The 25,813-nt window shown below is 73.4% G+C and carries 21 protein-coding genes; 10 read left to right on the top strand and 11 right to left on the bottom strand.

The genetic code is table 11. The annotated features are described in order from the left end of the window. The first annotated feature begins 195 nt into the window (after positions 1-195). Positions 196-513, top strand: a complete 318-nt coding sequence (locus GA0070622_RS31495) for a WXG100 family type VII secretion target (protein ID WP_091584343.1) — start codon at positions 196-198, stop codon at positions 511-513. A gap of 20 nt (positions 514-533) precedes the next feature. Next, a complete protein-coding gene (locus GA0070622_RS31490) occupies positions 534-827 on the top strand; it encodes a WXG100 family type VII secretion target (RefSeq protein WP_091583628.1) in 294 nt (97 codons plus the stop codon). 44 nt (positions 828-871) lie between these two features. On the opposite strand, the gene mycP is transcribed toward GA0070622_RS31490, so the two are convergent. Then, a complete protein-coding gene (gene mycP, locus GA0070622_RS31485; RefSeq protein WP_091583624.1) occupies positions 872-2,077 on the bottom strand; it encodes a type VII secretion-associated serine protease mycosin in 1,206 nt (401 codons plus the stop codon). A 152-nt stretch (positions 2,078-2,229) separates the two neighbouring features. Between mycP and GA0070622_RS31480 the strand changes: the two genes are divergently transcribed. Next, positions 2,230-5,520, top strand: coding sequence for an SseB family protein (locus GA0070622_RS31480; RefSeq protein WP_425412788.1), 3,291 nt, complete (start codon positions 2,230-2,232; stop codon positions 5,518-5,520). After that, entirely contained in the window at positions 5,517-5,882 is a 366-nt protein-coding gene (locus GA0070622_RS31475; RefSeq protein ID WP_091583621.1) for a hypothetical protein, read from the top strand. Before GA0070622_RS31480 ends, GA0070622_RS31475 begins: the two co-directional genes overlap by 4 nt. Position 5,883: 1 nt before the next feature. Here the strand turns inward: GA0070622_RS31475 and GA0070622_RS31470 are convergent, their stop codons facing one another. From GA0070622_RS31470 to acs, 7 genes are all read right to left on the bottom strand, one after another. Next, positions 5,884-6,816 (bottom strand): alpha/beta fold hydrolase, encoded by a 933-nt coding sequence (locus GA0070622_RS31470; RefSeq protein WP_091583618.1) that lies wholly within the window; start codon positions 6,814-6,816, stop codon positions 5,884-5,886. A 119-nt stretch (positions 6,817-6,935) separates the two neighbouring features. Then, the gene (locus tag GA0070622_RS31465; protein ID WP_091583613.1) at positions 6,936-8,264 is read right to left on the bottom strand and encodes a vanadium-dependent haloperoxidase; all 1,329 of its coding nucleotides are present in this window, start codon (positions 8,262-8,264) and stop codon (positions 6,936-6,938) included. A gap of 110 nt (positions 8,265-8,374) precedes the next feature. Further along, the gene (locus GA0070622_RS31460; protein ID WP_141684653.1) at positions 8,375-9,211 is read right to left on the bottom strand and encodes a helix-turn-helix transcriptional regulator; all 837 of its coding nucleotides are present in this window, start codon (positions 9,209-9,211) and stop codon (positions 8,375-8,377) included. A 189-nt stretch (positions 9,212-9,400) separates the two neighbouring features. Next, the gene (locus tag GA0070622_RS31455) at positions 9,401-9,883 is read right to left on the bottom strand and encodes a hypothetical protein (protein ID WP_245666937.1); all 483 of its coding nucleotides are present in this window, start codon (positions 9,881-9,883) and stop codon (positions 9,401-9,403) included. A gap of 101 nt (positions 9,884-9,984) precedes the next feature. Beyond that, positions 9,985-12,411 carry an immune inhibitor A domain-containing protein gene (locus tag GA0070622_RS31450; protein ID WP_091583607.1) on the bottom strand — a complete coding sequence of 809 codons (2,427 nt, stop codon included), beginning with the start codon at positions 12,409-12,411 and terminating at the stop codon, positions 9,985-9,987. A gap of 346 nt (positions 12,412-12,757) precedes the next feature. Further along, complete coding sequence (locus GA0070622_RS31445; RefSeq protein WP_091583605.1) at positions 12,758-15,550, bottom strand: immune inhibitor A domain-containing protein; 2,793 nt, start codon at positions 15,548-15,550, stop codon at positions 12,758-12,760. Between the two features lie 223 nt (positions 15,551-15,773). Beyond that, a complete protein-coding gene (acs, locus tag GA0070622_RS31440) occupies positions 15,774-17,762 on the bottom strand; it encodes an acetate--CoA ligase (RefSeq protein ID WP_091583601.1) in 1,989 nt (662 codons plus the stop codon). A 220-nt stretch (positions 17,763-17,982) separates the two neighbouring features. Here acs and GA0070622_RS31435 point away from each other — a divergent pair, with 220 nt between their 5' ends. Further along, complete coding sequence (locus GA0070622_RS31435) at positions 17,983-18,729, top strand: Fic family protein (protein ID WP_091583597.1); 747 nt, start codon at positions 17,983-17,985, stop codon at positions 18,727-18,729. A gap of 18 nt (positions 18,730-18,747) precedes the next feature. Here GA0070622_RS31435 and GA0070622_RS31430 read toward each other — a convergent pair whose 3' ends face one another. Next, positions 18,748-19,554 (bottom strand): HAD family hydrolase, encoded by an 807-nt coding sequence (locus tag GA0070622_RS31430; RefSeq protein ID WP_091583594.1) that lies wholly within the window; start codon positions 19,552-19,554, stop codon positions 18,748-18,750. Positions 19,555-19,960: 406 nt separating this feature from the next. Then, a complete protein-coding gene (locus tag GA0070622_RS32265; protein ID WP_141561857.1) occupies positions 19,961-20,287 on the bottom strand; it encodes a hypothetical protein in 327 nt (108 codons plus the stop codon). A gap of 226 nt (positions 20,288-20,513) precedes the next feature. On the opposite strand from GA0070622_RS32265, the gene GA0070622_RS31425 reads away from it, so the two are divergent. Beyond that, positions 20,514-20,870, top strand: a complete 357-nt coding sequence (locus GA0070622_RS31425) for a DoxX family protein (protein WP_091583591.1) — start codon at positions 20,514-20,516, stop codon at positions 20,868-20,870. 56 nt (positions 20,871-20,926) lie between these two features. Here GA0070622_RS31425 and GA0070622_RS31420 read toward each other — a convergent pair whose 3' ends face one another. Next, on the bottom strand, positions 20,927-21,622 hold the full coding sequence (locus GA0070622_RS31420; protein ID WP_091583588.1) for a VHL beta domain-containing protein: 696 nt from the start codon (positions 21,620-21,622) through the stop codon (positions 20,927-20,929). 320 nt (positions 21,623-21,942) lie between these two features. On the opposite strand from GA0070622_RS31420, the gene ssd reads away from it, so the two are divergent. Genes ssd through GA0070622_RS31400 form a run of 4 tightly spaced genes read left to right on the top strand, consistent with a single transcriptional unit; the run spans position 21,943 to position 25,806 of the window. Then, positions 21,943-23,046: a septum site-determining protein Ssd gene (gene ssd / locus GA0070622_RS31415; protein ID WP_091584334.1), complete on the top strand. Its 1,104-nt coding sequence runs from the start codon at positions 21,943-21,945 to the stop codon at positions 23,044-23,046. Beyond that, positions 23,043-24,254: a TadA family conjugal transfer-associated ATPase gene (locus tag GA0070622_RS31410; RefSeq protein WP_091583585.1), complete on the top strand. Its 1,212-nt coding sequence runs from the start codon at positions 23,043-23,045 to the stop codon at positions 24,252-24,254. Before ssd ends, GA0070622_RS31410 begins: the two co-directional genes overlap by 4 nt. Beyond that, positions 24,251-25,078, top strand: a complete 828-nt coding sequence (locus GA0070622_RS31405; protein ID WP_245666935.1) for a type II secretion system F family protein — start codon at positions 24,251-24,253, stop codon at positions 25,076-25,078. Before GA0070622_RS31410 ends, GA0070622_RS31405 begins: the two co-directional genes overlap by 4 nt. Then, the gene (locus GA0070622_RS31400; protein ID WP_091583582.1) at positions 25,078-25,806 is read left to right on the top strand and encodes a type II secretion system F family protein; all 729 of its coding nucleotides are present in this window, start codon (positions 25,078-25,080) and stop codon (positions 25,804-25,806) included. Before GA0070622_RS31405 ends, GA0070622_RS31400 begins: the two co-directional genes overlap by 1 nt. Positions 25,807-25,813: the final 7 nt, after the last annotated feature.

Below are 25,813 nucleotides of genomic sequence, written 5' to 3'. Positions count from 1 at the left end.
AGTGGGAGCGTTGTCCACAGGGGAGGCCCGGGGGGTAGCAGAACTGAAGTGAGACGGCTACCTTCAGCGACGAAATCGTCGTTCGCGCGCCCCGCCGTCCCTCTTCCCCCTCCGGGGACGGCGGGCGCGCACCGGCGAGTCCACGGTGGTCACACGGTGACCGACCACGACCGAGGAGACGAGGTGACGTCCGGGATGTCCCAGACCCAGGCAGAAGCCGCGGTGATGCAGCAGACCGCCGGGAGGTTCGAGCAGGTCGACCAGTCGCTGCAGACCATGTTGAGCGGCCTGATGGCCGAGCTGGAGGTGCTGCAGCAGGCCTGGCGGGGCGCCGGCGGGCGCTCGTTCGAGCAGGTCAAGCAGCAGTGGGCGCAGGACCAGGCGACCCTGCAGCGGGCCTTGCGCGAGACCGCCACGGCGATCCGCACCGCGGGCCGGCACTACGACGTCTCCGACACCGAGGCCGCCGGCCGGGTGGCGGGCACCAACCGCGGCATCCAGCTGCCGCTCTGACCACCGGAAGGATCGAACCCATGGAGCACGGTGTGCTGGTCGTCAACTTCGCCGCCCTGCAACAGGCCGGCGCGGACATCCAACGGGCGCTGACCACTCTGGAGAGCCAGCTCGGGCAGCTCGAACGGGACGCGGCGCCGTTGGTGTCGAGCTGGAACGGCGCGGCGCGGGAGGCGTACGAGCAGCGGCAGGCCCGGTGGCGGGCCGCCTCGCAGGACCTGCAGGCGATGCTGCGTGACATCAAGCTCGCCGTGGAGGACTCCGCGGCTGACTACCTCGACACCGAGAAGCGCAACGCCAACCTGTTCCAGTGAGCCCCGGGCGCGGCCCGGGTGCGGTCCCGGGCCGCGTCCGGTGATCAGGCCGGGCCGGCCGGGTTCCAACGCCGCCGCGCCCCCCGGGGCAGCACCACCGCCAGCAGCGCCACCAGCGCCGCCGCCCCGCCGGTCACGCCGGCCACCAGCAGTGCCCGGTCCCGGGCCGTGGCGCGACGGGACCGGCGGTCGAGCGCGGCCGGATCCGGCCGCTCGGCCGGCAACGCCACGCCGGCACGAGGGCGGGCGGATGCCTCGCCGGGCGACTCGGTCACCGCGCGGTACGGGTTGAGCACCCCGGCGCCGTAGCCCTCGCCCCGCCCCGGCGCCGGATCGGTGCCGGCCACGATCCGCCCTGCCACCCCGGCCGCGCTCAAGCCGGGGCGATACTGCCGCAGCAACGCCGCGGTGCCGGACACGAAGGGCGTGGCATAGCTGGTCCCCTCCGCCCGGTGGTGGCCCTGCCGGGGCGCCGCCATCAGCACCTCGCTGCCCGGGGCGACCAGGTCGACGTAGGGGCCGGTCTGGGAGAAGGCCGCGCGTGCGCCGTCCCGGCCGATCGCGCCCACGCCGAGCACCCCGTCGTACGCCGCCGGGTACGGTCGGGGGTCGCCGCTGTCGTGCAGGTTGCCGGCGGCGGCCACCACCACCACGTCCCGCCGCACCGCGTAGGCGATCGCGGCCCGGACGGCCGGGTCGTCCGCGTACAGCACGACCGACAGGTTGAGCACGTCGGCGTCGTGGTCCACCGCCCACCGGATCGCCCGGGCGAAGTCGGCCGCGTCGACCGTACGCCCCGACTCCCGCCCCTCGACCACCTGCTGCTCGCTCACCCGTACCGGGAGGACGCGCGCGTCCGGCGCGAGGCCGCGGAAGGCGACGCCGGGGCGCGGCGCGGCGGCGATGATGCTCGCCACGCCGGTGCCGTGCCCGGCGCAGTCCCGGGTGCCGTCGCCCCCCGGGTCGAGGAAGTCGGCGCCGTCGAGCACCCGGCCGGCGAGCTGCGGATGCGACCGGTCGACCCCGGAGTCGACCACCGCGACCACCACGCCGGCGCCGGTCGCGAGCGGGGCGAGCCGGTCCGGCGCGTACCGTTGCTGGGGCCACGGCTGCTCGGCCACCGGTCGGGCGGGCGCCGGCGGCGCCGCGCATCCGGACGGGGCGCGGGCCGCCGCCGGAGCGGCCGGCAGGCCGGCGACGAGGAGGGTCGCCAGGGCGGCCAGGGCCGGGCGGATGAGGGGCCGGGACATCGACGACCTCCGTAACGTGTCGACTCCGGAACGGGATGTTAGCGCCTCGCCGAGGTCACGGCCGAGCGTCGATGGCCAGGCATTGTGATCTTGTTACCACCTTGTAGGTTGTAGGCGATGCCTGTGGCCTGTTCGCGGAAGGAGAGGTGGCCGTGACCGGATGGGAGCCGGCCACCGAGGCCGAGGTGGCGATGCGGGACGCGCTGCGCGCGCAGGACCAGCAGCAGTACTTCCGCGTACTGACCCGCGTCGATCTGGTGCTGCCGGTCGCCGGCGGCTCGACCGCCGGGTGGGGCACCTGGACCTCCGGGGGCCGCACCCACGTGTTGGCCTTCACCTCCGTCGCCGCGCTACGGGCCAGTCTGGGTGAGAACGCCGGGGCGACGCGCGTCGTGGCATACCCCGACCTGGCCGCCGGCTGGCCCAATCAGGAGTGGTGGTTGGCGGTCGATCCGGGGCTGCCGATCGAGGGCTACCTGCCCGCCTGGTATGTCGCGCAGCTCGCCCGGGGAGACGTCCGGCTGCCCGGGCGGACCATGGGCGCCCGAGCCCGCCTGGACCGGGTGGAGAGCGCGGCCCGGGCCGCCCGCAACGGGGTTCCGGAGACCGCACGGGAGGCGCCGCTCCCCCGGGTGCCGGCCGCTCCCGCGCCGCCGCCCCCGGTTCCGCCGACCCGCGCTGGCCGGGTGGCGGAGGCCGAGGAGCCCTCCACCGTGCCGATGCGGACCGTGCCGGTCCTCGGTCGGCGCGTACCCACCGTGCCGCCCCGCCGGAGAACGCCGGAGGCGCCCGAGGCGGGCCGGCCCGCCTCGGGCGACGAGCCCGGCTCCGACGCCCTCGACGGTTGGCTCACGGACCTGCGTCGACGGCCGGACGAGCCGGACCCCTTCGCCGCCGGACGGGACGCGTCGGTGGACGATCCGCCCCCGGCTCCCGCGCCGCCCCCGGCCCGCTCCTTCTTCGAACCCTCCTCCGGGCGCTCCAGCCGGCGGCCCTCGCCGTTGGACGCGCCCCGCCGGTCCGCCGAACGGGCGACGCCGCCCTCCCGGTTCGCCGGTGGCCAGCCGTTTCCCCGCCGCCGCCCGCTGAACGAGCCGGTGCGGGAGGATCCGACCCGCGCCTTCCCGATCGGGGCGGACCAGCCACCCCCGGCATCGCGTCCGGACGACCCGACCCGGCCGTTCCGGCCGGCCCGCCCGGCCGAGGACGCCACCGGCACGCTGCCCCGGCGGCATGCCGGCCCCGCCACGCCCGCGCCGGACCAGTGGGCCGGGGAGAACCCGGTCGCCGACCTCGCGGAGGCGGAGGAGTTGCCGCCGTCGGTCGCCGAGCCGGTGTCCGCGCCGCCGACGCCACGGCGTGACTTCACACCGATCGTCATCGAGGGCACCGTCATCGAGGCCCGCGACCTGACTGAGCCCACGCCGGCCTGGTCCCCACCGCGCGCCGATCCCGTGGTCCCGGTTCCGGGCGGCGACGCGGCGGCGGCCTGGGCGGGCGCCACGGACCCGACCGTGCCGCTCCCCGTCGACCCGGTGGTCGACGACACCGCCGATCTCGCCGCCCACCTCGGCGCCACCGGCACGGGCGAGCCGGTCGACGGCAGGTCGCCGTTCGACCGGTCCGGCGTCGGGGACGAGCCGACGACGCCGCTCTCGCCGGCGGCCGCGCCTCCGGTGTCGCTCTTCGAGCCGTCGTCGGGAGCCTCACCGTCGTTCGCGTCGACGGCCCCGTTCGGGTCCACCGCTTCCGAGCCGACGACGGCGTTCGAGACCGCGTCGGCCTTCGAGCCCACGACGGCGCAGCCCACGACGTCCTTCGAGACTGCGTCGGCGCAGCCCACGACGTCCTTCGAGACTGCGTCGGCGCAGCCCACGACGTCCTTCGAGACTGCGTCGGCGCAGCCCACGACGTCCTTCGAGACTGCGTCGGCGCAGCCCACGACGTCCTTCGAGACTGCGTCGGCGCAGCCCGCGTCGGCGTTCGAGCCCGCGTCGGCGTTCGAGCCCGCGTCGGCGTTCGAGCCCGCGTCGGCGTTCGAGCCCGCGTCGGCGTTCGAGCCGACGACGCCGTACGGGGCCGCGTCGGCGTTCGGGCCGGAGTCGACGACGGCGTTCGAGTCGCCGGGATCGGGTGAACCGACGGTGTCGCTGTTCGAGCCGCCGTCATCGTCGGCCGAGCCGACGGTGTCGTTGTTCGAGTCCACGGCACCGCTCTCCGAGTCGTCGAACGGCGCCCCGGCCTCGCTGTTCGAGCCGCCGACCGAGCCGCTGTTCCCACCCGACCCGTCCCCCGCCGAACCGGACACCACACCGCTGCTCGGGACGCCGACACCCGGGTCGACGTCGGTGCCGGCCGAGTCTCCGGTGTCGTGGTCCGCCCGCTCCGATGTGGAGGACGGCTCGCCGCGCTCCACCGCCTCCGAGCGGCCGGTCGACGAGCCGACGTCGGCCGGTGCGACGACGCCCTCCGCCGGGCGGCCGGAGTTCGTGCCGGCGAACGAGGTGGAGGAGGAACTGCTCTCCGCCGCCGGCAGCGGAAACACGGACGGCTTCCTCACCACCCTGCTGCTGGCCCGGGTGCTGCTGCCGGTCGCGCCCGACTCGGTCCCCGGCAGTCGGCCGGGCGACCCCGGCTTCGTCTGGCACACCCGGTCGATCGACGGTGGCGCGTACGTCGTGGCCTACACCTCGCCGGAGCGGCTCGCCGAGCACGCCGACGGGCCGGTCGACACCGTACGGGTCAAGTTCGTCCAGCTCATCCGCCGGTGGCCGGACGCCGCCTGGTCGTTCCTGGTCAACCCGGGCAGTCCGGTCGGTGCGGCGTACCCGGGGGAGCAGGTTCTCGCGCTCGCCAACTGGGCCGCCGAGGTGGGCCTCGGCGACGAACCGGAGCCCTCCGCCGCCGCGCCGGCCCCGGCGGCCGAGCCCCGACCGGCGGCGCCGCCGACGGACCCGAGTTTGCCGGTGACCATGCAGAAGGCGATCGCGGCGAGCCAGCTCGCCTACTACCTGGAGCGGGGCTTCGACCGGGTGTCCGGGTTCGTGCACCGGGCCGGTGAACTGGCCCACCTGCGGACCCCGGCGGAGCTGTACGACGCGCTCGGCCTCGGCCATCCCGGCTCGCCGTTCTCCCGGGACGACGAGGAGGTCTACCTGCTGCGCTGGCCGGCCCACCGGCCCAGCCTCTACCGGATCCCGTACGGCGGGCAGAACGAGGCCGCCATGCGGGCGATGGAGGGCTGGGTGATCGAACGGCCCCCGTTCCGCGGCAACGGCTTCGCGCCGGGGGAGAGCACCGACGTGGTGGCGGAGTTCAAGGTGGACAGTGCCCGGCTGCCGCACGGGGCCGAGCTGTGGCGCATCGGCGCCGACGCCGCCGCCCGGCTGGTCGCGGTCCTCGACACGGACGCGCTGGTGTGGCGGAAGGCGGACGAGGCGTGACCCGCGACGGGTATGTGGCCCGCTGGCGGGGCCGGGAGTACCAGGCCAGCCCGGACGGGACCGACGTCCGCCTCTACCAGCCCGAACCGGAGGACGGCTTCGCCGAGGTACGCCCCGGCCGGTACGTCCGGGTGGTGCCGGCCGCCGAGGTGGAGGACCTGGCGTACGTCCGGACCACCTGCACCTGGCAGGGGCAGCCGTTCATCGTGCTGGCCGAGCACGAGGGCTGGCTGCGTGTGGAGTACACCGGTGGACGCTGGCCGGTGGCCGAGGCGATGGGGTTGGAGGCGTTCGACTTCGGCGTCTACCAGGGGTGGGCGCCCGCGACCGAGGTGGCCGACCTGGGCGAGCAGCGGGTCTGAGTCAGGACTTCGCCCAGCGCAGGATCTCGCCGAGCACCACGTCGCGGGCCTCCACGTGCGGGAAGTGGCCCACGTCGTCGAGCAGCCGCCACTCGTACGGGGCGGTGACGTAGCGGCCCGAGCCCTGCGCGGTGCGGGGCAGCGAGGCCCGGTCCAACGCGCCGTGCAGTTGCAGGGTCGGTGTGACCAGTGGCTTCTGCATCAGCTTCACGAACCGGTAGCCGTGCAGCCGCAGCACCGAGCGGAACGCCCAGCGGTAGCCCTCCATGGCGCAGAACGCGGCCTGCGGGATCTGCATGGCCACCCGGCAGCAGCGGGCGTAGTCGGCGAAGTCGGGTCCGTCGACCCAGCGCGGCCCGCCCCACCGGCGCAGCATGTCCTCCACCTCGGCGGCGCCGTCCCGGGTCAGCACGTGCTCGTAGCGGGGGAGCTGGAACTTCAGCGTGGCGGTGGCCGAGGTGAACTGGCCGCGCGGGTCGGCGAAGATGGCGGCCCGCAGCCGGAGCGGGTGCGGTGCGCCGAGCACCACGAGCCGCCGGACCAGGGTGGGGTGGAACGAGGCGGCGGTCCAGCCGATGAGCCCGCCCGCGCCGGTGCCGACCACGGTGGCCGACCGTTCGCCGAGTGCGCGGATCAGGCCGGCGACGTCGGCGGCCAGCGTGTAGCCGTCGTACCCCCGGGGTGGCTTGTCGCTCGCGCCGTAGCCGCGCAGGTCGACGGCGACCGCGCGGAAGCCGGCGTCGGCGACCGCCGGGAGCATCTCGCGCCAGGCGTACCAGTATTCCGGGAAGCCGTGCAGGAAGAGCACCATCGGGCCGGTGCCGGCCTCGACGACGTGGAACCGGCTGCCGTTGGCGCCGACGAACCGGTGCGTCCACGGCCCCTCGGGCAGGACGCAGGACTCGTCGGCGAACCCGCCGCGCTGGTCGGTCATGGGGCACAGCCTAGGGCCGGCAGTCGCCCGCCGGCCCCGCAGGTGCCCAGGATCAGGGGATTCTCCGGGAGAACCCGCCGGAGGGCGGGCCGGCGACGGTCGTCGCCGGCCCGCGACGGTCAACGGAGGTAGGTGCCGAACACCCGGTTCGCCACCGCGTCGCCGGTGGCCAGGCCGGCGTCGGCGTCCCAGCGGTAGTGCACGCCCAGCCAGAGCCGGCTCAGGGCGTTCTCGTTGGCGGCGGCGGAGAAGGAGGTGAAGGTGCGCTGCACCCCGACCGCCTTGGGGTCCTCGGTGGTCGCGGTGAAGGTCACCGCGTCGGTGCCGTAGAACCGCTTCATGATGCCCGCCCAGGCCCCGGCGAAGGTGGCGTGGCCGGAGATGTACGCCGGGAAGTTCGGCGAGAAGTGCGAGCCGTCAGCCGCCGTGGAGAGCGGCTGCCAGGCGGCGTTCGGCGTGGTCGCGGCGTTGCCGTCGCTCTGCGGCTCCTCGATCGCGGTGTCCGGGCGCCACAGGTCGATGGTGGTCTCGTACTTGGCGTCCCAGGCGGCGATGGCCGCGTCGGCCATGGCCATGGCGACCAGCGCGAAGAGCTTGATCGTCGGGGTGCCCTTCGCCTTGGCGATGATCTGGGTGTGGGCGAAGAGCTGGCCCGGGGGCTTGTAGGTGCCGTCCAGGTCGTTGGCCCAGAAGAAGGCCGCCTGGGTCTGGTCCGTGGTGCGGGTCGACCCGGTGGCCGCGCCCAGTTCGCGGACGTCCCTGACCTGTGCCGCGTACTCGCTGCTGGTCAGCATCCTGGTGATGTCGGTGAAGCCGCCGGGCAGCGAGGGCCGGAACTGCGAGCCGGAGGTCAGTGCGAACGGCGTGACCCGGCCCCAGTTCGGGCTGGCCGCGACGGTGTTCGGCTCGGTGGGACGCCACTGCCCGGCGGTGGTGCCAGGGGTGTAGCCGGTGTTGACCGTCGAGCGGTCGTTCGCCCTGGCGTTGATCATGTTCTGTGCCGCGCCCTCACCGACGCTGGTGCTCCAGCCCTCGGGTCCCGGGGAACCGACCGGGGGGTAGACCCGCGAGCCCTGGTAGTCGGCGGTGAAGTCTCGGCTGGGGAAGACCGACTGCAGCACCTTGAACGCCGCCATGTCGACGTTCATGTCCACGTCGTAGCTGAAGTTGGGGACCGGGGCGACCCGGGCCAGGTAGGTCGGTCCGCTGGACAGCGAGGCCGAGGCGTCGTACATGGCGAGGTGCATCATGGCGCCGGCCCGGGACAGGACGGTGGGCGGGCCGCCCACGGCCCGGTAGGTCTTGAGCAGGACGTTGTTCCAGTAGATCGTGTGGTCGAATCCGGCCGGTACGGCGGCGGCCGGGGCCTGGACGGCCACCAGCCCTCCGACCAGGGTGACGGCGCTGAGCGCGAGCGCGGCGAGCCGCCGCAGAGACGTCCTTCGCAAGGTGATCCTTCCCCGATGACCGATGGAACTTCCATCGATGTCTATCGATCATGCAGGGTGCTGGTGGCGCGGCGGCAGGGCAGAGTTGCCCGCGTCCGCAAGCTGCAAGATCAGATCCAGCCGCGGCGGACGGCGGCGATGCCGAGGGTCATCCGGTTGGTGGCCCCGAGCTGTTCCTCCAGCAGCTCGAAGTGGCGCCGGACCCACCGGGTGCTGCGTCCGAGGCTGCGGGCGATCGTGTCGTCCTTCGCCCCGACCGCCGCCAACCGCAGGATCTGGAGCTGAACCTCCGACGGGCGGTCGGCGCCGGTCGAGCGGCGCGCCCCCAGTGGGAGGGCGTCCGCCCAGGCCGCCTCGAAGAGCTGGGTTCCCAGCGCGACCAGCTCCGGGTGGCGCATCAGCAGTCCCGCCGGCCCGGCGGGCTGCTGGAGGGAGAACAACGCGACCCCGTCGGCGAGCTGCATGGTGGTGCCGAGGCGGGGCAGCACCCGGACCCGGTGCGCCGACCGTACCGCTTCCTCGACCGCCTGTCGGTAGGTGGGATCCTCCAGCCGGGCCTGGCCGACCACGCTGCGATGGCCGGCGTCGCCGGGGCTCGGGAGGGGGTGCGCGTGCGGTTCCCGATCGGCCGGGTCCCCGTGCAGGAGGCGGCAGCCCTCCGTGTCCCGGGCGCACAGCCGCGCGGAGAGCCGGCGGAACTCCCCGGCGTCCGGCACGCCGTCGACCAGGAGCGTGGTGCCCGCCTCCCGGGACGCGCGGTCGGTCCACCGGGCCAGCTCGGCACCGGCCTCGGTGAGCTGGCGTTGGGCCCGGTCCAGATCGTGCTGACTGGCGGCGATGGCCTGGCGCAGCTCGTTCAGGAGTGGCACGTTCCGGGCCGCCGCGGCGTCGCGACCACGGTCGCCCGATGGGTTCTCGGTGTCGTCGGACAACACTTCCGTGGACATGGCCGCCACCCCCCGTGGATGACGGGGGCCGGTGGCCGACGTCCTCGTGAGACGGCGGCGTGCCTGGCCCCCGAACCAGACATCCACGAGCATGGTTTCCTGTGCCGGCCGGGTCAATGGGCCGTTCCGCCCTTGCCCGCACCTGCCGGGTGTGCTTTCGGTGATCGTGCCCGCACCCGGGGTGAGGGGCTACGGGCCGACGACCCGCATCGGTACGCCGGGACCGCAGTCGACCGACCGGTCCCGCGAGGTGAGTCGCAGCGTGACGAAGTCGCCCTCGCGCAGCTCACCGGCCTCCGGGCCGTGCACGGCGTACTCCCGTCCGTTCTCGTCGACCAGGCCGTAGCACGGGCCGGACCCGCCGCGCGTGATCCACCCGGCGACGACGCCGGTGGGGCGGTTGTCGGTGGGCTTCTTCGGTGGCCCGGCGGGGCGCCGCAGAGTCGGCAGTTCGGTGGCGGAGAGCGGGGTGGGACGGTCGGCGGGGGCGCCGCTGGCGGCCGGCGCGTCCGCCGCCGGGGTGGTCGGCGCGGCCGGTGCGGCAGAGGTGGGCGGCGCGGTCGGGCTGGACGGCCGGGTCTCGTCGGGCACGGATCCTCCGTTCCCGGCGCAGCCGGCGGTGGCGAGCAGTGCCACCGCGAGGGCGGCCGGTAGGGCGGTGCGAGGTGTCACCCGGATGGGACGCGGGCGGGGGTCGGCCGGTTCCCCGCCGGAAAGGGCGATGCCCGGGCGGTCAACCGCCCGGGCATCGCTGTGGTGCGTCGATCCGTTGATCAGGAGATGCGGATCTTCATCGAGGTGCCGTTCTGCTCCACCACGCGGATCTTGACCCCGTTGTTCGGGACCTTGACGCCGTGGTTCGGCAGCTCCGGGAACCAGTACTGCTTGCTGTCGTCGAACACCGGAGCAGCGGCCTGACCGCGGATGTACTGCGGCTGGCTGTTGATGTGCAGGGTGAACGAGTCGGCCTTCTTCAGGCTGAACGGCGCGTCGTAGACCTGGACGCGGGCCCGCCAGGGCTGCCCGGTCAGGTTGTAGAGCGGCCGCGGACGCGAGTCGATGTACAGGTTCCGACCCTCACCGGGGTGACCACCCGGGTTGGTCGCCGACGCCGGAGCGGTGTTGTTGTCCGCCCAACGCAGGTTCCAGTACGAGATCAGCAGACCCTCCTGGTACGCGTAGTGGTCCACGTAGTCCGGGCGGGTGTTCGCGTAGCCGAAGTAGTACGGGCCGGTCTTCAGGTACTTGTCGTACGAGACGTACGACCGGTTGCCGGCGATGTAGTAGTTGTCGAACATGCGGGTGTAGCTCTCCTCGACGATGCTCCAGCCGGCGAGGGCCCAGTCGCCCGCACCCGCCTCGGCGCCGTCGCTGAGCAGCGTCTGCCCGTCGGCGGTCACGGTGATCGCGTCACCGAAGAAGCCGCCCTCGGAGACACCGCCGTCCGTCTGGTAGCGGAGCCGGAACTGCACGACCTTGCCGGCGACCGCGTCCATCGGGATGTTGATGTCGACCCACTGGTTGTCACTGGAGCCGTCCAGGGCGAAGCGCCCGGGCGAGATCTCCTTGAGCGCGTTGCCGTTGGCCGTACCGGGGAGCGTGGCCCAGGTCTGGCCACCGTCGGTGGACGCCTCGAAGAAGAGGTAGTCGTAGTCCTCTTCGATGCTGTAGCGACCCTTCATCGACAGCGCGGCACTGCTCTTCCCGGTGAGGTCGAGGGTGCGCGTCATCGTGGTGTTCAGGTCGTCCGCGTTGCCCGAGAAGAACTGCTTGGTGCCCTCGAACGGCTTGCCGTTGTCGAAGGTGTACTCGCGCTGCGGAAGCACGACCACGGCGGCCTGCGCCTTGGCCGAGTTGTACTCCTGCGGCCCCAGGTTCAGGGTCCGCTTCTGACCGGCGACGACCGTCTCGTAGTCGAGCCAGCCGAGCTGGAGCTTGTTCCAGGCGCCCAGGTCGCCACCGCGCTCGCCGATGCCACCGTCGTTCTTCGCGCCGAGCCGGCTCTGGGCCATCAGGGTCCAGTGCTCGTTGTTGTTGTCGGCGCTGGTGCCCACGTTGTAGTCGTCCGGCAGACCGAGGTCGTGGCCGTACTCGTGGTAGAAGACGCTGCGTCCACCGTTCTCCGGCTGGATCGTGTAGTCACCGATCCAGACGCCGGTGTTGCCGATCTGGGTGCCGCCGGCCGGGAAGTTCTCCGGGCCGGTGCTGCCCTGGTCGCTGGCGAACGCGTACCACCGGTGGCTCCAGATGGCGTCCTCACCCTGGTAGGGGTCACCGTCGGCCTGGTCGCCGCCGGCGTGGACGATCTGGAAGTGGTCGATGTAGCCGTCCGACTCGTTGAAGTTGCCGTCGGCGTCGTAGTCGTAACGGTCCCACTGGTCCATCGACTTGACGTCGGCCGCGATCTCCTCGTCGGAGCGACCCTGCGCCTTCTGGTCCTCGACCCACTGGTTGGCGGCGTCGCGGACCAGGGCCCAGGTGTTGGTGCAGACGTTCGAGGCGCACGGGTAGCCGTCGGAACGGCCGTAGCGAGCCTCGTTGTACTTCACCTTCACCCAGTTGGTGACCTCGCCGTCGACGCTGTACCGACCCGACGACTGGGCCTCGTAGTACTGCTTCAGCGACTCGTCACCCGGCTTGGTGCCGAAGTACAGCTGCCGGTAGTGATCGGCGCTGAAGTCCGGCTGCCAGACCGTGGAGTTGTCCACCGCCCGGTTGGGCTGGGGGATCTCGTTGACGCGCGGACCGTCGAACCGGGACGGGCCCGGGGTGTCCGGGTCGGTGTCCTGGTCCGGGTAGTTCGGGTGCCGCTCGTCGCCGAACTCCGCAAGGATGACGAAGATCTTGTCAGTCTGCTTGCGGGAGAGCTCGACGTACTGGTCCTTCACGGGACCCTTGCCGGCCTTGGTGCTCTTGGCGGACCTGCCCGCCGCGGCACCCTCGGCAGCCTGCTCGCCGACCTTGACGACCGTGCTGCCGTTGATCTTCTGGGCCTTCGCCCTGCCGGAAAGGACCTCGCTCAGGCCCTCCTGGCGCAGCGCGCGCCGCTTCTCTTCGAGCGGGTTGGGCAGGTCGTGCTCAGCCTGCGCAGGCTCGGCCACCGACGGGGCGGCGGCCGGGAGCTTCGGCGTCGGCGCGGCGCTGGCGGACGTGCCCGCCATCAGCCCCGTCGCGGTCAGCGAAAGCCCGAGCAGACCCACTGCGACTTTGCGCACGTGGTACCTCCGGTGTGAGGGAACCGGCCCAACTGGGGGTACGGGCCGGCGGAACGTCCCACAAGTGGGACCCACGGTGAACATAGACACTGCTGGGACTGGTGGGAAGATGTGTGCGTCGATTTGTAGCAACTTTTTGTTGGTGACGCCGTTGCCCGTCACACGTCGATCTGTTGCCGACGCGCTGACCAGCGCCGATGTCCGCCGAGTCGAAGGCAACGACATCGATGGATACAGAAGGGCCGGGAGCGCTTCCGCTCCCGGCCCTTCGGTCGTCCGGCCCGTTCAGCTCATTTTTCGGTCATTCCGGTTCCGGTTTGGCGTCTCCGATTCAGCCCTTCGGCGGGACCACCATCACGGTGGCGTACGCGTTGTCCTTGGCGGCCCGCACGAGCACGATCGAGGTGCCGTACGCGACACCCGCGTCACGCGGGTTGCCGGTGCCGAGCACGATCGCGCCGCCACCCAGCTCCTCGCCGTACCAGTCGGTCGCCGGGGAGCCGTCCGGGTTCACCACCCGGGTCGTGTACTGCTGGTTGCCCCGCGACGGGACGACCACCGAGGCGTCGTTGTCCCGGGCGTACGGCGAGCCGTCCCGGATCTCGATGCCCGGGTACCAGCCCTTGGCGTCGGTGAAGGCCCGCACCGGGGACTGCGCCGGGAACTTCGTGCAGTACGCGCTGTACGGCTCGTCCGCCGCCTCCAGGCACTCCTTGAACGGGTACGTCGGCTGGAGCGAGAAGGCCGCGTTGGACGACTGCGGACGGCTGGGCAGGTTGTCCAGCACCGACGGGTCCTTCTCGGCCGCGGTCCACTTGCGGCGCAGCGGGTCGTTGTGCGAGTCGACGATCAGCAGCCCGCCCTTGGCGCCGTAGCTGGGCAGCGCGGTCATCTGCCCGGTGACGTGGTTGACGTCGCCGAGCTGGGTGTCCCGGTACCAGACCAGCATGCCCGGGGCGTTGTAGGCGATCCGGTCGACCTTCCACGCCTCGTGCGAGTAGACGGTGTCGTAGGCGTACTTCAGGCCCTTGTCGAAGCCGTCGAAGTTGCGCCACTCGGCCAGGTAGTAGTGCGACTTGACCTGGGTGCCCGAGTCGACGTGCCAACCCGCGCCGCTGGTGTCGGTGAAGGTGCCACCGGTCTGGGTCCAGCCGGCGGTGCCGCCCTCGACGTCGTCGCTCCAGGTGGTGGCGCCGCCGCCGGTCACCGAGAAGTCGTCGGCGAACCAGCCGCGCTCCACGAACGCCTCGTCGGTCGCGTACCGCAGGCGCACCTGCACGGTCTGCCCGGCGTACGACGACAGGTCGACGTAGTCGTGCCGCCAGCCGTCGGTGGCGCCGGTCAGGCCGTACTTCTTGTTGCCGAAGTCGACCATCCGCCCGTTCGGGTCGGCGTAGCCGTCGTCGGTGGTGACCAGCGCGCCGGAGGCGTCGTACACCTTGCGTTCGGTCCAGGTGGCGCCGCCGTCGGTCGAGACCTCGACGAAGCCGTAGTCCCAGTCCTCCTCGATGACGTAGTTGTTCCACATCCAGAACTTCGCGTCGGCGGCGTTCGGGACGGTCACCGTCCGGCTCAGCTTGACGTCCGCCCAGTTCTGGTCGGCGCCGGAGTACCACATGTTCCCGCCGCTGTGCGGCTCGGCCAGCGTGATCACCTTGTCCGGCAGGTCGATCTTGATGCCGTCCTCGGTGCCGACCGGCGTACGCGAGGTCTGCCCGAGCTTGACCAGCTTGGCCCGGTCGCCCGGCCCGAACGTCTTCGGCTCGGCCCAGCCGAGCACCCACTTGTCCCAGAGACCCATGTGGGTGGGGAGCGCCTGGAAGATCTCGCCGGAGTGCGAGCCGGACGCCATCAGGTCCCAGAAGTCGACGTCCGAGTCGGCGTTGCCCGAGGTGTCGTAGAGGTCCGGCAGGCCGAGGTCGTGCCCGAACTCGTGGGCGAAGACGCCGACGCCGGCGTCCTCCGGCTGCACGATGTAGTTCGACACCTTCAGGTTCGTGCCGGGGATGGTGTAGCCACCGGCCACGGTGGAGGAGTGCGCCCACACCGAGTAGATGCCGACGTCGCCGCCACCCCGGGACTTGCCCTGGTTGGCGTGCACCAGCACCAGGTGGTCGATCACGCCGTCCGGCTCGTGGTAGTTGCCGTCGCCGTCGCGGTCGCTCTGGTCCTCGATGTCGTAGTCGGCCCACGGGAAGTTCGGGTCGGCGGCGGCCAGCGCGTCGATCGCGTCGGTGGCGAGGCGGCCGGCGCCCTGCGGGTTGTCCGGGTGGCCGTTCATCGACTGCTCACGCCCGGCGACCCAGTTGCCGTTCTCGTCCTGGAAGCAGCGCGAGGCCGCGTACCAGCCCTCCGAGTGCGGCACCGTGATCCACGGGCTGGCCTGCCCGTCCACGGTGTACGCGCCCTTGGACATCTCCAGGTACATGTTGTGCATGGTCCGCCCGGCGAGGCTGATGCCCGGCTTGCCGTCCGGCCCCTTGAGGTCCTTGCGGACCCGCTCGGTGATGCCCTTCTTGGTGTAGAGCATCTTGTCGTAGTGGGCCGGCGAGAAGTCCGGCACCCACATCGAGTTGTTGTCCTTGTGCGGCAGGGTGGCCGGGTTCGGGATGGTGTTGTGCCGCGGCCCGTTCTGCACCGTGCCGGGCACGCAGGTGCGGTCCTCGAAGACCGTCTTCGGGACCATCACGTCGGTGAAGTCGTCGTTGGCCTTGTCGTTGAACTCGACCAGCAGCGTCAGCAGCTTGGCGGTCTGGGTGCTCTTGGCCTGCTTGATCTTCCGCGGGCTCTGCCCGGTCCGGATCGACTTGGCCTCCAGCTTCGCCAGCTCCCGCGCGGTCATCGGGTTGCCGCCGGCGTACTTCCGGTCGTAGGCGCGGGCCTCGTCGGCCGGGGAGGAGAAGACCCCGTCCCGACCCTTGGTCTCCTTGCCGCCGGTGTCCGGCTGCACCTCGGGCTCGGCGTAGTTGATGTAGTACTCGTCCGCCCCGATGGTGGCCGGGGCGGACCGGGACGGCTGGGCCGCCGCGCTGCCCGTCACGGTCAGCGACGTGGCCGCGAGGGCGATGGCGGGCAGCGCGACGAGTAGGCGTCTGCGTGCCCTGGACTGCGAAATGAGGAGCATGCCACTCCGTTCGTAGGGAATGGTGAGGGACCGGCCGTCTCAGTGACAGATGTCGAATTGCGCCGGTGCGGCTGAACGTAGTCGACCGAGCGCGGCATAGACAGGGGTGAACAGGCCCTCTGCCCGTTCAGGTCAGTGCCTCCTCCGCCGATCGACCAACCCGGTCCCGGGTACGACGAGGGGCGGGCCGCCGTGGCGACCCGCCCCTGGTGTTCCGCGTCGATCAGTCCTCGTCGGACTTGCCCCCACCCATCCCCGAGGAGATCATCTCCATCACCGAGGAGTCCTGGAGCGTGGTCACGTCACCGAGCGACCGGTTCTCCGCCACGTCCCGCAGCAACCGGCGCATGATCTTCCCGGAGCGGGTCTTCGGCAGCTCCGGCACCAGCATGATCTGCCGCGGCTTGGCGATCGGACCCAGCGTCTTCGCCACGTGGTTGCGCAGCTCGGCGATGAGCTGCTCGCCCGCGTCACCCGAGATCTCCGCGCTGCCGCGCGGAATGGCGAACGCGACGATCGCCTGCCCGGTGGTCGGGTCGGTCGCGCCGACCACCGCCGCCTCCGCCACCGACGGGTGGCTCACCAGGGCCGACTCCACCTCCGTGGTGGAGATGTTGTGGCCGGACACCAGCATCACGTCGTCCACCCGGCCGAGCAGCCAGATGTGCCCGTCGTCGTCCTTCTTCGCGCCGTCACCGGCGAAGTAGACCCACTCGTCGCCGGTGTTGGCGCCCGCGCCGAACCGGGACCAGTACGTCTCCAGGAACCGGTTGTCGTCGCCCCAGATGGTCCGCAGCATCGACGGCCACGGCTCCTTGAGCACCAGGTAGCCGCCACCGCCGTTGGGCACCGACTGGCCCTGGTCGTCGACCACGTCGGCGACGATGCCGGGCAGCGGACTCATCGCCGAGCCGGGCTTCGCCTCGGTCACGCCGGGCAGCGGCGAGATCATGATGGCCCCGGTCTCGGTCTGCCACCAGGTGTCCACGACCGGCAGCTCACCCCGGCCGACGTGCTGCCGGTACCAGATCCACGCCTCCGGGTTGATCGGCTCACCGACGCTGCCGAGCAGACGCAGCGACGACAGGTCGTAGCCGGCCGGGATGTCCTCGCCCCACTTCATCATGGTGCGGATCAACGTCGGCGCGGTGTACAGGATGGTCACCTTGTACTTGTCGACGACCTCCCAGAACCGGCCCTTGTGCGGGGTGTCCGGCGTGCCCTCGTACATGACCTGGGTGGCGCCGTTGGAGAGCGGGCCGTACACGATGTAGGAGTGCCCGGTCACCCAGCCGATGTCGGCGGTGCACCAGTAGACGTCCGTCTCTGGCTTCAGGTCAAACACCGCGTGCGTGGTGTACGACGCCTGGGTCAGGTAGCCGCCGGTGGTGTGCAGGATGCCCTTCGGCCGGGCGGTGGTGCCGCTGGTGTAGAGGATGAACAGCGGGTGCTCGGCGTCGAACGCCTGCGCCTCGTGCTCCGGCGACGCCGTCTCCACCGTCTCGTGCCACCAGTGGTCCTTCGCCGACCAGGCGACCTCCTCGCCGGTGCGGCGGACCACCAGCACGTGCTCCACCGACGGGCAGTTCGCCACCGCCTCGTCCACCGTCGGCTTGAGCGCCGACGGCTTGCCCCGGCGGAAGCCGCCGTCCGCGGTGATCACCACCTTGGCGCTGGCGTCCTGGATCCGGTTGGTCAACGCGTCGGCCGAGAAGCCGCCGAACACCACGCTGTGGGTGGCGCCGATCCGGGCGCAGGCGAGCATCGCCACCGCGGCCTCCGGGATCATCGGCAGGTAGATCGCCACCCGGTCGCCGGCGGTCACGCCCAGCTCGGTCAGCGCGTTGGCCGCCTGACAGGTGAGCTTGTGCAGGTCGGCGTAGGTGACGGTACGGGTGTCGCCCGGCTCACCCTCCCAGTGGATCGCCACCTTGTCGCCGAGACCCGCCTCGACGTGCCGGTCCAGGCAGTTGTACGCCACGTTGAGCCGGCCACCGGTGAACCACTTCGCGAAGGGCGCGTTCGACCAGTCGAGCACCTGCTCCCACGGCTGGGCCCAGGCCAGCCGGCCGGCCTGGCGCTCCCAGAAGGCGAGCCGGTCGGCGGCCGCCTCGTCGTACGCCTCCGCGGTCACGTTGGCGTTCGCGGCGAGCTCGGCCGGTGGCGGGAACTGGCGCGTCTCGTTCAGCAAGTTGGCCAATGCCTCGCTCATGCGGTGACTCCTTCGTCGCGTGACCTGCGTCTCCTACTCCGGGGAAGGTTAGCCCCGGCCCCGCCGGGCCGCGACCGCCCGCCCCGCTCCGCGCGCTCAGCGGCGCCCCCTCCGCGCTGAGGTGTAAGGAAGGGCCCCCTATTAACGCTTCCGGTAGAGGAAGGGTCCCCTCTTAACACCCCGGGCGTACGAGGGGCCCGGCGGTCGCTAGCGTGACGATGTGACCGCCGATCCGCTCGCCCCGCTGCTCGCCCTCGCCGACGTCGCGCCCGCCGTCGAGCGGGCCCGCGACCTGGTCGACCAGGCCCACCGGCACCGGGCGCTGCGCCGCCAGGGCGGGCAGGTCGCCGCCGAGGTCAGCCTCCGTTCGGCAGTGGCCAGCGCCGCGCTGGAGGGCCGCGACCACGACCGCGAGGAGGTACGCGCCGGCACGGTCACCGACCCGGTGCTCCAGGGCGCGCTGCGGGTGGCCGGCGCGCTGCCCGGGCTGAGCGACCTCTGGACCAGGGCGCCCCGGCAGGTGCTGGCCCGGCTGCACGTGCTCGCCGCCCGGGACGTGCTGACCGAGGAGGAACTGGGCCGCCCGGTCGCCGACCCCGTGGTGGCGGCCCGGCTCGACGGCCTCTCCGGCCTGGTGGCCGGGGGCACGAAGGTGCCGCCGCTGGTGCTCGCCGCAGTGGTGCACGGCGAGCTGCTCAACCTGCGCCCGTTCCCGGGCCCGTCCGGCGTGGTGGCCCGGGCCGCCGCCCGGCTGGTGCTGATCTCCACCGGGTTCGACCCGCGTGGGCTGGTCGCGGTGGACGTCGGGCACCGCGAGCGGGAACCGGAATACGTCGGTGCGGCCGGCGCGTTCGCCACCGGCACCCCCGACGGCCTGCGCTCCTGGCTGCGCCACTACATGGCGGCGGTGGAGGTCGGGGCGGACCAGATCACGCTCATCGGCGACGAGATCCTCGCCGCGTCCTGACCGCCGGCCCGGCGACCCTCAGGCCGTGGGCGCGGCGGCGCGGGTGCGGCGGTGCCGGCCGTACCAGGCGATGCCGATGGCCACCCCGACGCCCACGCCGAGCGCCGCCGCCGCAACCGGCACCGCCGGCCGCTCGCGCAGCCGGCGCCCCAGCGGGATCGGGTGCCGGAACTCCAGCACCGGCCAGGCGTTCTCCACCGCCAGCTTGCGCAGCGCCCGGTCCGGGTTGACCACCGTCGGATGCCCCACGCACTCCAGCAAGGGCCGATCGCTGTACGAGTCGGAGTACGCGTACGAGTCGCTCAGGTCGTAGTCACGCTCCAGGGCCAGCTCGCTGACGCCCTCGACCTTGCTCGGCCCGGCCGCGTAGAACTCGACCTCGCCGCTGTAGCGGCCGTCGACCACGGCCATCCGGGTGGCGATCACGTCGGTGATCCCGAGCAGCTCGCCGATCGGCCGGACCATCTCCTCGCCCGAGGCGGAGACCAGCACCACGTCCCGCCCGGCCGCCTGGTGCTCCTCGATCAGGGCGGCGGCCTCGGCGTACACGTAGGGGTTGATCAGCTCGTGCAGCGTCTCCGCGACGATCTGGCGGACCTGTTCCACCGGCCAGCCCTTGCAGAGCGTGGCCAGGTAGTCCCGGGTCCGGGCCATGGTCTGCTCGTCGGTGCCGCCCAGCCGGAACATCAGCTGCGCGTACGCCGACTTGACCACGTCACGCCGAGTGATCAGCCCGTCCCGGTAGAACGGCCGACCGAACGCCAGGGCGCTCGACTTGGCGATGACGGTCTTGTCGAGATCGAAGAAAGCGGCACTGCGGCCCACGGCGCGAAAGTCTAGCCGGACAGGCCCGGTGGAGCCGCCCGCCCGGGGTCAGGAAGACCGAGGTGCACCCGGCGGAGTGACGGCGGTCACATCCGTTGCGGTGGGAATTAGCTTTGCGTGGAGTGAACACCACTCGACGTATAAGGGTCCGCTGCGGCATGCTTGTCCTCACGACAGGAGTTCACGTCCCGTCGCCGCAGGCCCTCGGCGGTTGCACCCCCCGTGACCGCTGAGTCGGTTCGGCTCGACCCCCCCGGAGCCGAACCACAGACGACCCCCGTCTCCCCCCGACGGGGGTCGTCCCTTTCCGGGCTGCGCGTTGCGCCGCCGAGTGGCGGACGAACTGGTCACCCGCTCAGGGAACGGCACCTGGGTGCGGCTGCCCCCCGGACGAAGCGCCCAGAACTTACGAGCGAGCGGTGCGATGGCCGCTGTCATCGGTCGACGCCGGAGCGTTGAGCCAGGTAGCGAGGCGGGCGGGCCAGTCCTCGTCACCGAAGTCGGCGCCGACCAGGAGATCACGCCAATCGTCTCGGGCCAGACGTGAAGCATGATCGAGTTTGTCGAGTCGGCCGTGGGCGAGGCGCACCACCGCTGCGAACATCCGTTCTGGATCCTGACGAGAATCGGTGATCAGCCGATCGAGGCTGTGCAGCCTGGCCACGACCACGTCGGCGTGGCGGGGGAAGTCGCTGTCGATGCGGCGTCGTAGTCGAGGCGAGATGTCCGGCATCGATGGAGCCTACGTAGCCGCCAGGTCGAGCCGGTACCGCCAGAAGGCGACCGTACGACCCGCCGCACCGGTCTGGCTGTCAGGTGAGACGTCACCGACGATCCACGACCGGCCTCCGACGCCGCGCAGTGGTGGTTCCCTGTGATCCCGGTCGGGGTCTGTCACATCGTGGCGTGCTGTCTCGACCTGTGGGTGCACGGTCCGCCGACACCAGGGAGAGGCACCCATGTTCGCCGCGTACGTCACGGTCACCGTCGTCGCCGCCGTCCTCACCGGGTCCGCGGCCGTGACCTACCTGGTCGGTCACCCGTACCCGAAGGCCCAGTTGGACATGAAGCGCCTGCCCCACTCGTGGGCGCCGGTGCTGGGCACGCTGCTCGCGGCGGGTTCGTCGGGGTTGCTGGCCGGGTTCGCCGTGCCGCTGCTGGGCACGCTCGCCGCCGTCGGCCTGGTGCTCTACTTCGTCGGCGCGTTCGTCGCCCACCTGCGGGTGGGCTCCCGCCAACTCGTCGGACCGGCCGTGTTCCTCGCCGTCTCGGTGGCTGCCCTGGCCCTGGGCCTCGGTCACCGCGGCCCGTGGTGATCCGCCGCGCCAGGTGGCAACGGTGGTGGAGCGCGACCGGATGACCCGGCCGGTCGTCAGCGGACCACGGCGCGCAGCGTCTCCCGCGCGGGTTCGAAGCAGACCAGGGCCCGCCCGCGCTCGTCGGTCACCACCCACGGATGCCCCACGTACGTCTGCTGCCGGTGGGTCTGCCCCGCCTGGAGCACCGCGTACCGGCGGCGTTGGCCGTCGTAGTCGAGCCAGTACACGACGACGGGCGCCGTCCGGGCGTTGACGAAGTCGACGAAGGTCTCCGGCCCGCCGCCGCTGGAGCGGAGGGTGGACTCGCGGGACGCCGGGAGCGGGGTGAGTTCACCGGGCCGGGGCGCGGGCGGCCGGGCGCTGGTGACCGACGGCCTCGGCGTCGGCGGGCGGCCGGTCGGGGTGGTGCGGCGGGGTGGTGCCGGCGGCCGGGTCGGCAGCGCGGCGCGGGTGGAGAGCGACACCGGCGCCGGCGAGTACGAGTCGGTCGGCAGCTCGGCCGCCGACGTGGGGTGCTCCGGGGACGCCAGGATCGCCTCGCCGCCGATCGGCGGGGGCAGGTCGGGGCGGCGGGGCATGGCGAAGAAGGTGAGCGCCCCGGCCAGCACCACGACCACGATGCCGACCGCCACGGAGGCGCGCGTGGCCGGCGACAGGTCCCGCAGCCAGGCATCCCTGTCGGCCGGCCGCGCTGCCCGGGCGTGACGCCGGGTGGGCGGGGTTCCGGTGCCGTGCGGTGGATCGGTCATGGCCTCGATTCCACGAGCCGGTGCCGTCCGTGTCGCGGCAGGGGGATCCGATTATGCGCGACGGGCGAGGGCGGACGTCAATGGCTGGCGGTGCCACCCGCCCTGTCCGGTGGGTCCGGGTGGACCGACCGCCCGGCCAGCGCTTTCGGACGATCGCCGCCGTCGGGTCGCGCGCCCGTCCTTAACAGATCCACTCGTTCGGCGCGGTCTGTCCACAACCACTTTCGTCATCCACAGGGGAGCGCCGGCGGGAGGCGCCGGCCCGTCCGGGTGGGCAGGCTCCTGCACGGCACGTCCGAGTCCGACCGATGGAGGCCGCCATGCCGCCCCGCACCCCGCTCCCGCCGTACCGTCGCCTGCCCCTGCTCGTGACGGCCGACGGTGACCTGCTCGACGAACTGCTGCGGCTCGCGGCCGCCGGCGGCACCGAGGTCGAGCTGGCGGCCGACCCGGCCGCCGCGCGGGCCCGCTGGGCGCCGGCCCCGCTGGTGCTGGTCGGCGCCGACCAGGCGGCGGCCTGCCTGCGGGCGCGCCTCCCGCGCCGCCCCCGCACGGTCCTGGTCGGTCGCGCGGGGCAGCTCGACCCGGGTACGGAGCTGGCCGAGCTGCTCGGCGCCGAACACGTGGCGACCCTGCCCGCGGCGGAGCCGTGGCTGGTCGACCGGCTCGCCGAGTGTGCGGTCGGGCCGGTCGGAGCGGCTCCGGGACGGGTGGTGGCGGTGCTGGGCGGGCGTGGCGGTGCCGGGGCGAGTGTGCTCGCCGGCGGGCTGGCCGTCAGCGCCGCCCGGGCTCGGCTGCGCACCCTCCTGGTCGACGCCGACCCGTTGGGCGGCGGGCTCGACCTGGTGCTCGGGTGGGAGCAGCTCGACGGGCTGCGTTGGCCCGAGCTGGCCGGCGCCGACGGTCGGGTCGACCCACCGTCACTGGTCCGCGCCCTACCGAGCCGGGGCGACCTGGTGGTGCTCTCGTGGGATCGGGGCGATCTGCGGCACCTGCCGGCCGAGGCGATGGCCGCCACGGTCGACGCCGGCCGGCGCGGGCGCGACATGGTGGTGCTCGACCTGCCCCGGCACCTGGACGACGCGGCCGTGATCGCCCTCCAGGCCGCCGACCGCGCGTTCCTGGTGGTCCCGGCGGAGCTGCGGGCCACCGCCGCCGCGGCCCGGGTGGCCGCCGCGGCGGCCCCGCACTGCGCCGACCTGGCGGTGATCGTGCGCGGTCCGGCGCCGGGCCGGCTACGCGCGGCCGAGGTGTCCCGCGCACTCGGTCTGCCCCTGGCCGGCACGCTGCGGCCCGAGCCCGGTCTCTGCCGGGGGCTGGAACGGGGCGAGGCCCCGGGCGCCACCGGCAAGGGCCCGCTCGCCGCGCTGTGCCAGCGGCTCGTCGACGAGCTGACCGGCCGGTCCGAGGCGGGTGCGGCGTGACCGGGCCTGCCCGCCCGGCGGAGCTGGCGGTCCGTGTCCGGCACCGGTTCGTCGCCGAGGACGCCCCGGTCACCGCCGCCGCGGTCGTCTCGGCCGTACGCGCCGAGCCGTCCGCCGGTGTGCTCGGCGACACCAGCCTGCTGCGGATCGCCGACCGGGTGCACGACGACCTCGTCGGCGCCGGCCCGCTGGCGCCGCTGCTGGCCGACCCGGAGGTCACCGACGTGCTGGTGAACGGCGTCCGGGTCTGGGTCGACCGCGGGCGAGGGCTGCACCAGGTGGCCGTGCCGCTCGGCACCGTCGACGACGTACGCCGACTGGCGCAGCGGCTGACCTCGGCCGCCGGTCGCCGGCTGGACGACGCCTCGCCCTTCGCCGACGCGCGGCTGCCCGACGGCACCCGGCTGCACGCGGTGCTGCCGCCGGTGGCGACCGACGGTCCCTACCTCTCGCTGCGGACCTTCCGTCAGCGACCGTTCACCCTGGACGAACTGGTCGCCCGGGGCACCGTGCCGCGTCCGGTCGCCCCGCTGCTCGACGCCGTGGTCGCCGCCCGGCTGGCCTACCTGGTCACCGGCGGCACCGGCTCGGGCAAGACCACGCTGCTCAACACGCTGCTCGGGCTGGTGCCCGGCACCGAACGGATCGTGCTGGTGGAGGACGCCGCCGAGCTCCGGCCGGTGCATCCGCACGTGATCGGCCTCCAGGCGCGCACCACCAACGTGGAGGGCGTCGGGGCGGTCGGGCTGGGCGACCTGGTCCGGCAGGCGCTCCGGATGCGACCGGACCGGCTGGTGGTCGGCGAGTGCCGAGGCGCCGAGGTGGTCGACCTGCTGGCCGCGTTGAACACCGGCCACGACGGCGGGGCGGGAACGCTGCACGCCAACGCCCCGGCGGACGTGCCGGCGCGGCTGGAGGCGCTGGGCATGCTCGGCGGGCTGCCCCGGGTGGCGTTGCACGCCCAGGTCGCGGCCGCCCTCCAGGTCGTCCTCCAGGTACGCCGGACCGCCGAGGGTCGGGTGCTCGACTCGATCGGCCTGCTCCTGCCCGAGGGGCCCGACCGGGTGGTCACCGTCGTACCGGCCTGGATCCGGGGGCGGGGCCTCGGTCTGGCCGCCCGGTCCCTCGGCAACCTGTTGCGCGAGCGGGGTGTGTCCGTGCCGCCGGTCCTCCGCGTCGCGTGGCCCGGCTCGGCGGGTCCGTCGTGACCGGCCAGCCCTGGCTGGTGGTCGTACTGCTGGCCGGCGCCGCGGCGACCGTCGCCTGGCCGGCCCGTACCGGCCGGATCCGGCGACGGGCGCTCCTCGGGCCGCGGGCCGGCGGCCGCACCTCACCGGTGGCCGACCGGGCTGCGGATGCGCGTGGCCGCCGCCCGGCCACCGACCCGCGCGGGTCGGGCTCCCGACCCGGCCCGAGCCCCGTCAAGTGGCCGCTCCAGCGGGCGATCCCCGCCCGACACGCGTTGCCGCTGGCGGCGCTGCTCGGCGGCGGGGCCGGGATCCTGCTCGGTGGTCCGGTGGCCGGGGTGGTGCTGGCCGCCTACGGCACGCTCGGAGCCCGGGCGGTGCTGCGCCGACGTGCCCGCCGGGCGGCCGACCTCGTGCACCGCCGCGATCTCGACCGGCTCGGCGCGGCCGCCGCCGACCTGCGGGCCGGCCTGCCCGTCGACGGGGTGCTCGACGACGGTGCCGGGCGCACCGCCCGTCTCGCCCGGGCCGCCGTGCGGCTGGCCGACCGCACCGGAGCGCCTCTGGCCGACCTGCTCGAACGCGTCGAGGCCGACGCCCGCGCGGCCGACCGGGGCCTGGCGTCGGCGGCGGCACAGGCGGCCGGCGCCCGGGCGACGGCGTGGCTGCTCGCCGCGCTGCCGCTCGGCGGGATCGGTCTCGGCTACGCGATCGGCGTCGACCCGGTGGCGGTGCTCCTGCACACCCCGGTGGGCGGTGGCAGCGCCGTGGCGGCGGTCGTGCTCCAGATCGGTGGGCTCCTCTGGGCGGAGCGGCTCGGTGCGGGGCCCGGGCGGGCGGCCTGATGGCCCGCCAGGCGGTCGCCGCTCTCTGTCTCGTGGGCGCCGCGTCGTTCCTCGTCGTGGCCGGGCCGGTCGTCCGGCCGGTCCGGCGGCTGCGCCGGCTCGCACCCGCTCCGGTGCGGGCCCGCCCGGCCTGGTGGCCGGACCGGGTCCGCTGGGCCGCGATCCTGGCCGGGGTGGCGATGTCCGTCGTCGTCGGCGGCGTGGCGGGCCTGGCCGCCGGGTCCCTGGCCGGCGTCGCCGCCGACCGCCTGCTGCACCGGATCGAGCCGCGCGCGGCGCGGGAGCGGCGCCTGCGCGAGGTCGCCGACCTGCCGCTCGCCGCCGACCTGCTGGCCGCCGCGCTTCGCGCCGGCGCACCCGTCGACCGTTCGGCGCTCGCGGTGGCGGAGGCGCTCGGCGGGCCGCTCGCCGACCGGCTGGGCCGGGTGGGCCGCACGATCGGCCTGGGCGGTACGGCGATCGAGGCCTGGGCACACCTGCGCACGGTCGTCGGCGCGGAGGGCCTGGTCCAGGCGGCGATCCGCTCCTCGAACAGCGGCGCCGCGCTGGCCGGCGCGCTCACCCGCCTCGCCGACGACCTGCGGGCCGAGCGGTCCACCGCCGCCGAGGCGGCGGCCCGCCGCGCGGGTGTGCTCATCGTGCTGCCGCTCGGGCTGTGCTTCCTGCCCGCCTTCATTCTCGCCGGTCTGGTGCCGGTGATCGTCGCCGTCCTCGGCGACGTGCTCTGAACCATCG

The organism is Micromonospora sediminicola (genome assembly GCF_900089585.1).
In the GTDB taxonomy this organism is placed as follows: domain Bacteria; phylum Actinomycetota; class Actinomycetes; order Mycobacteriales; family Micromonosporaceae; genus Micromonospora; species Micromonospora sediminicola.
This window is presented reverse-complemented; position numbering and strand designations above follow the sequence as displayed.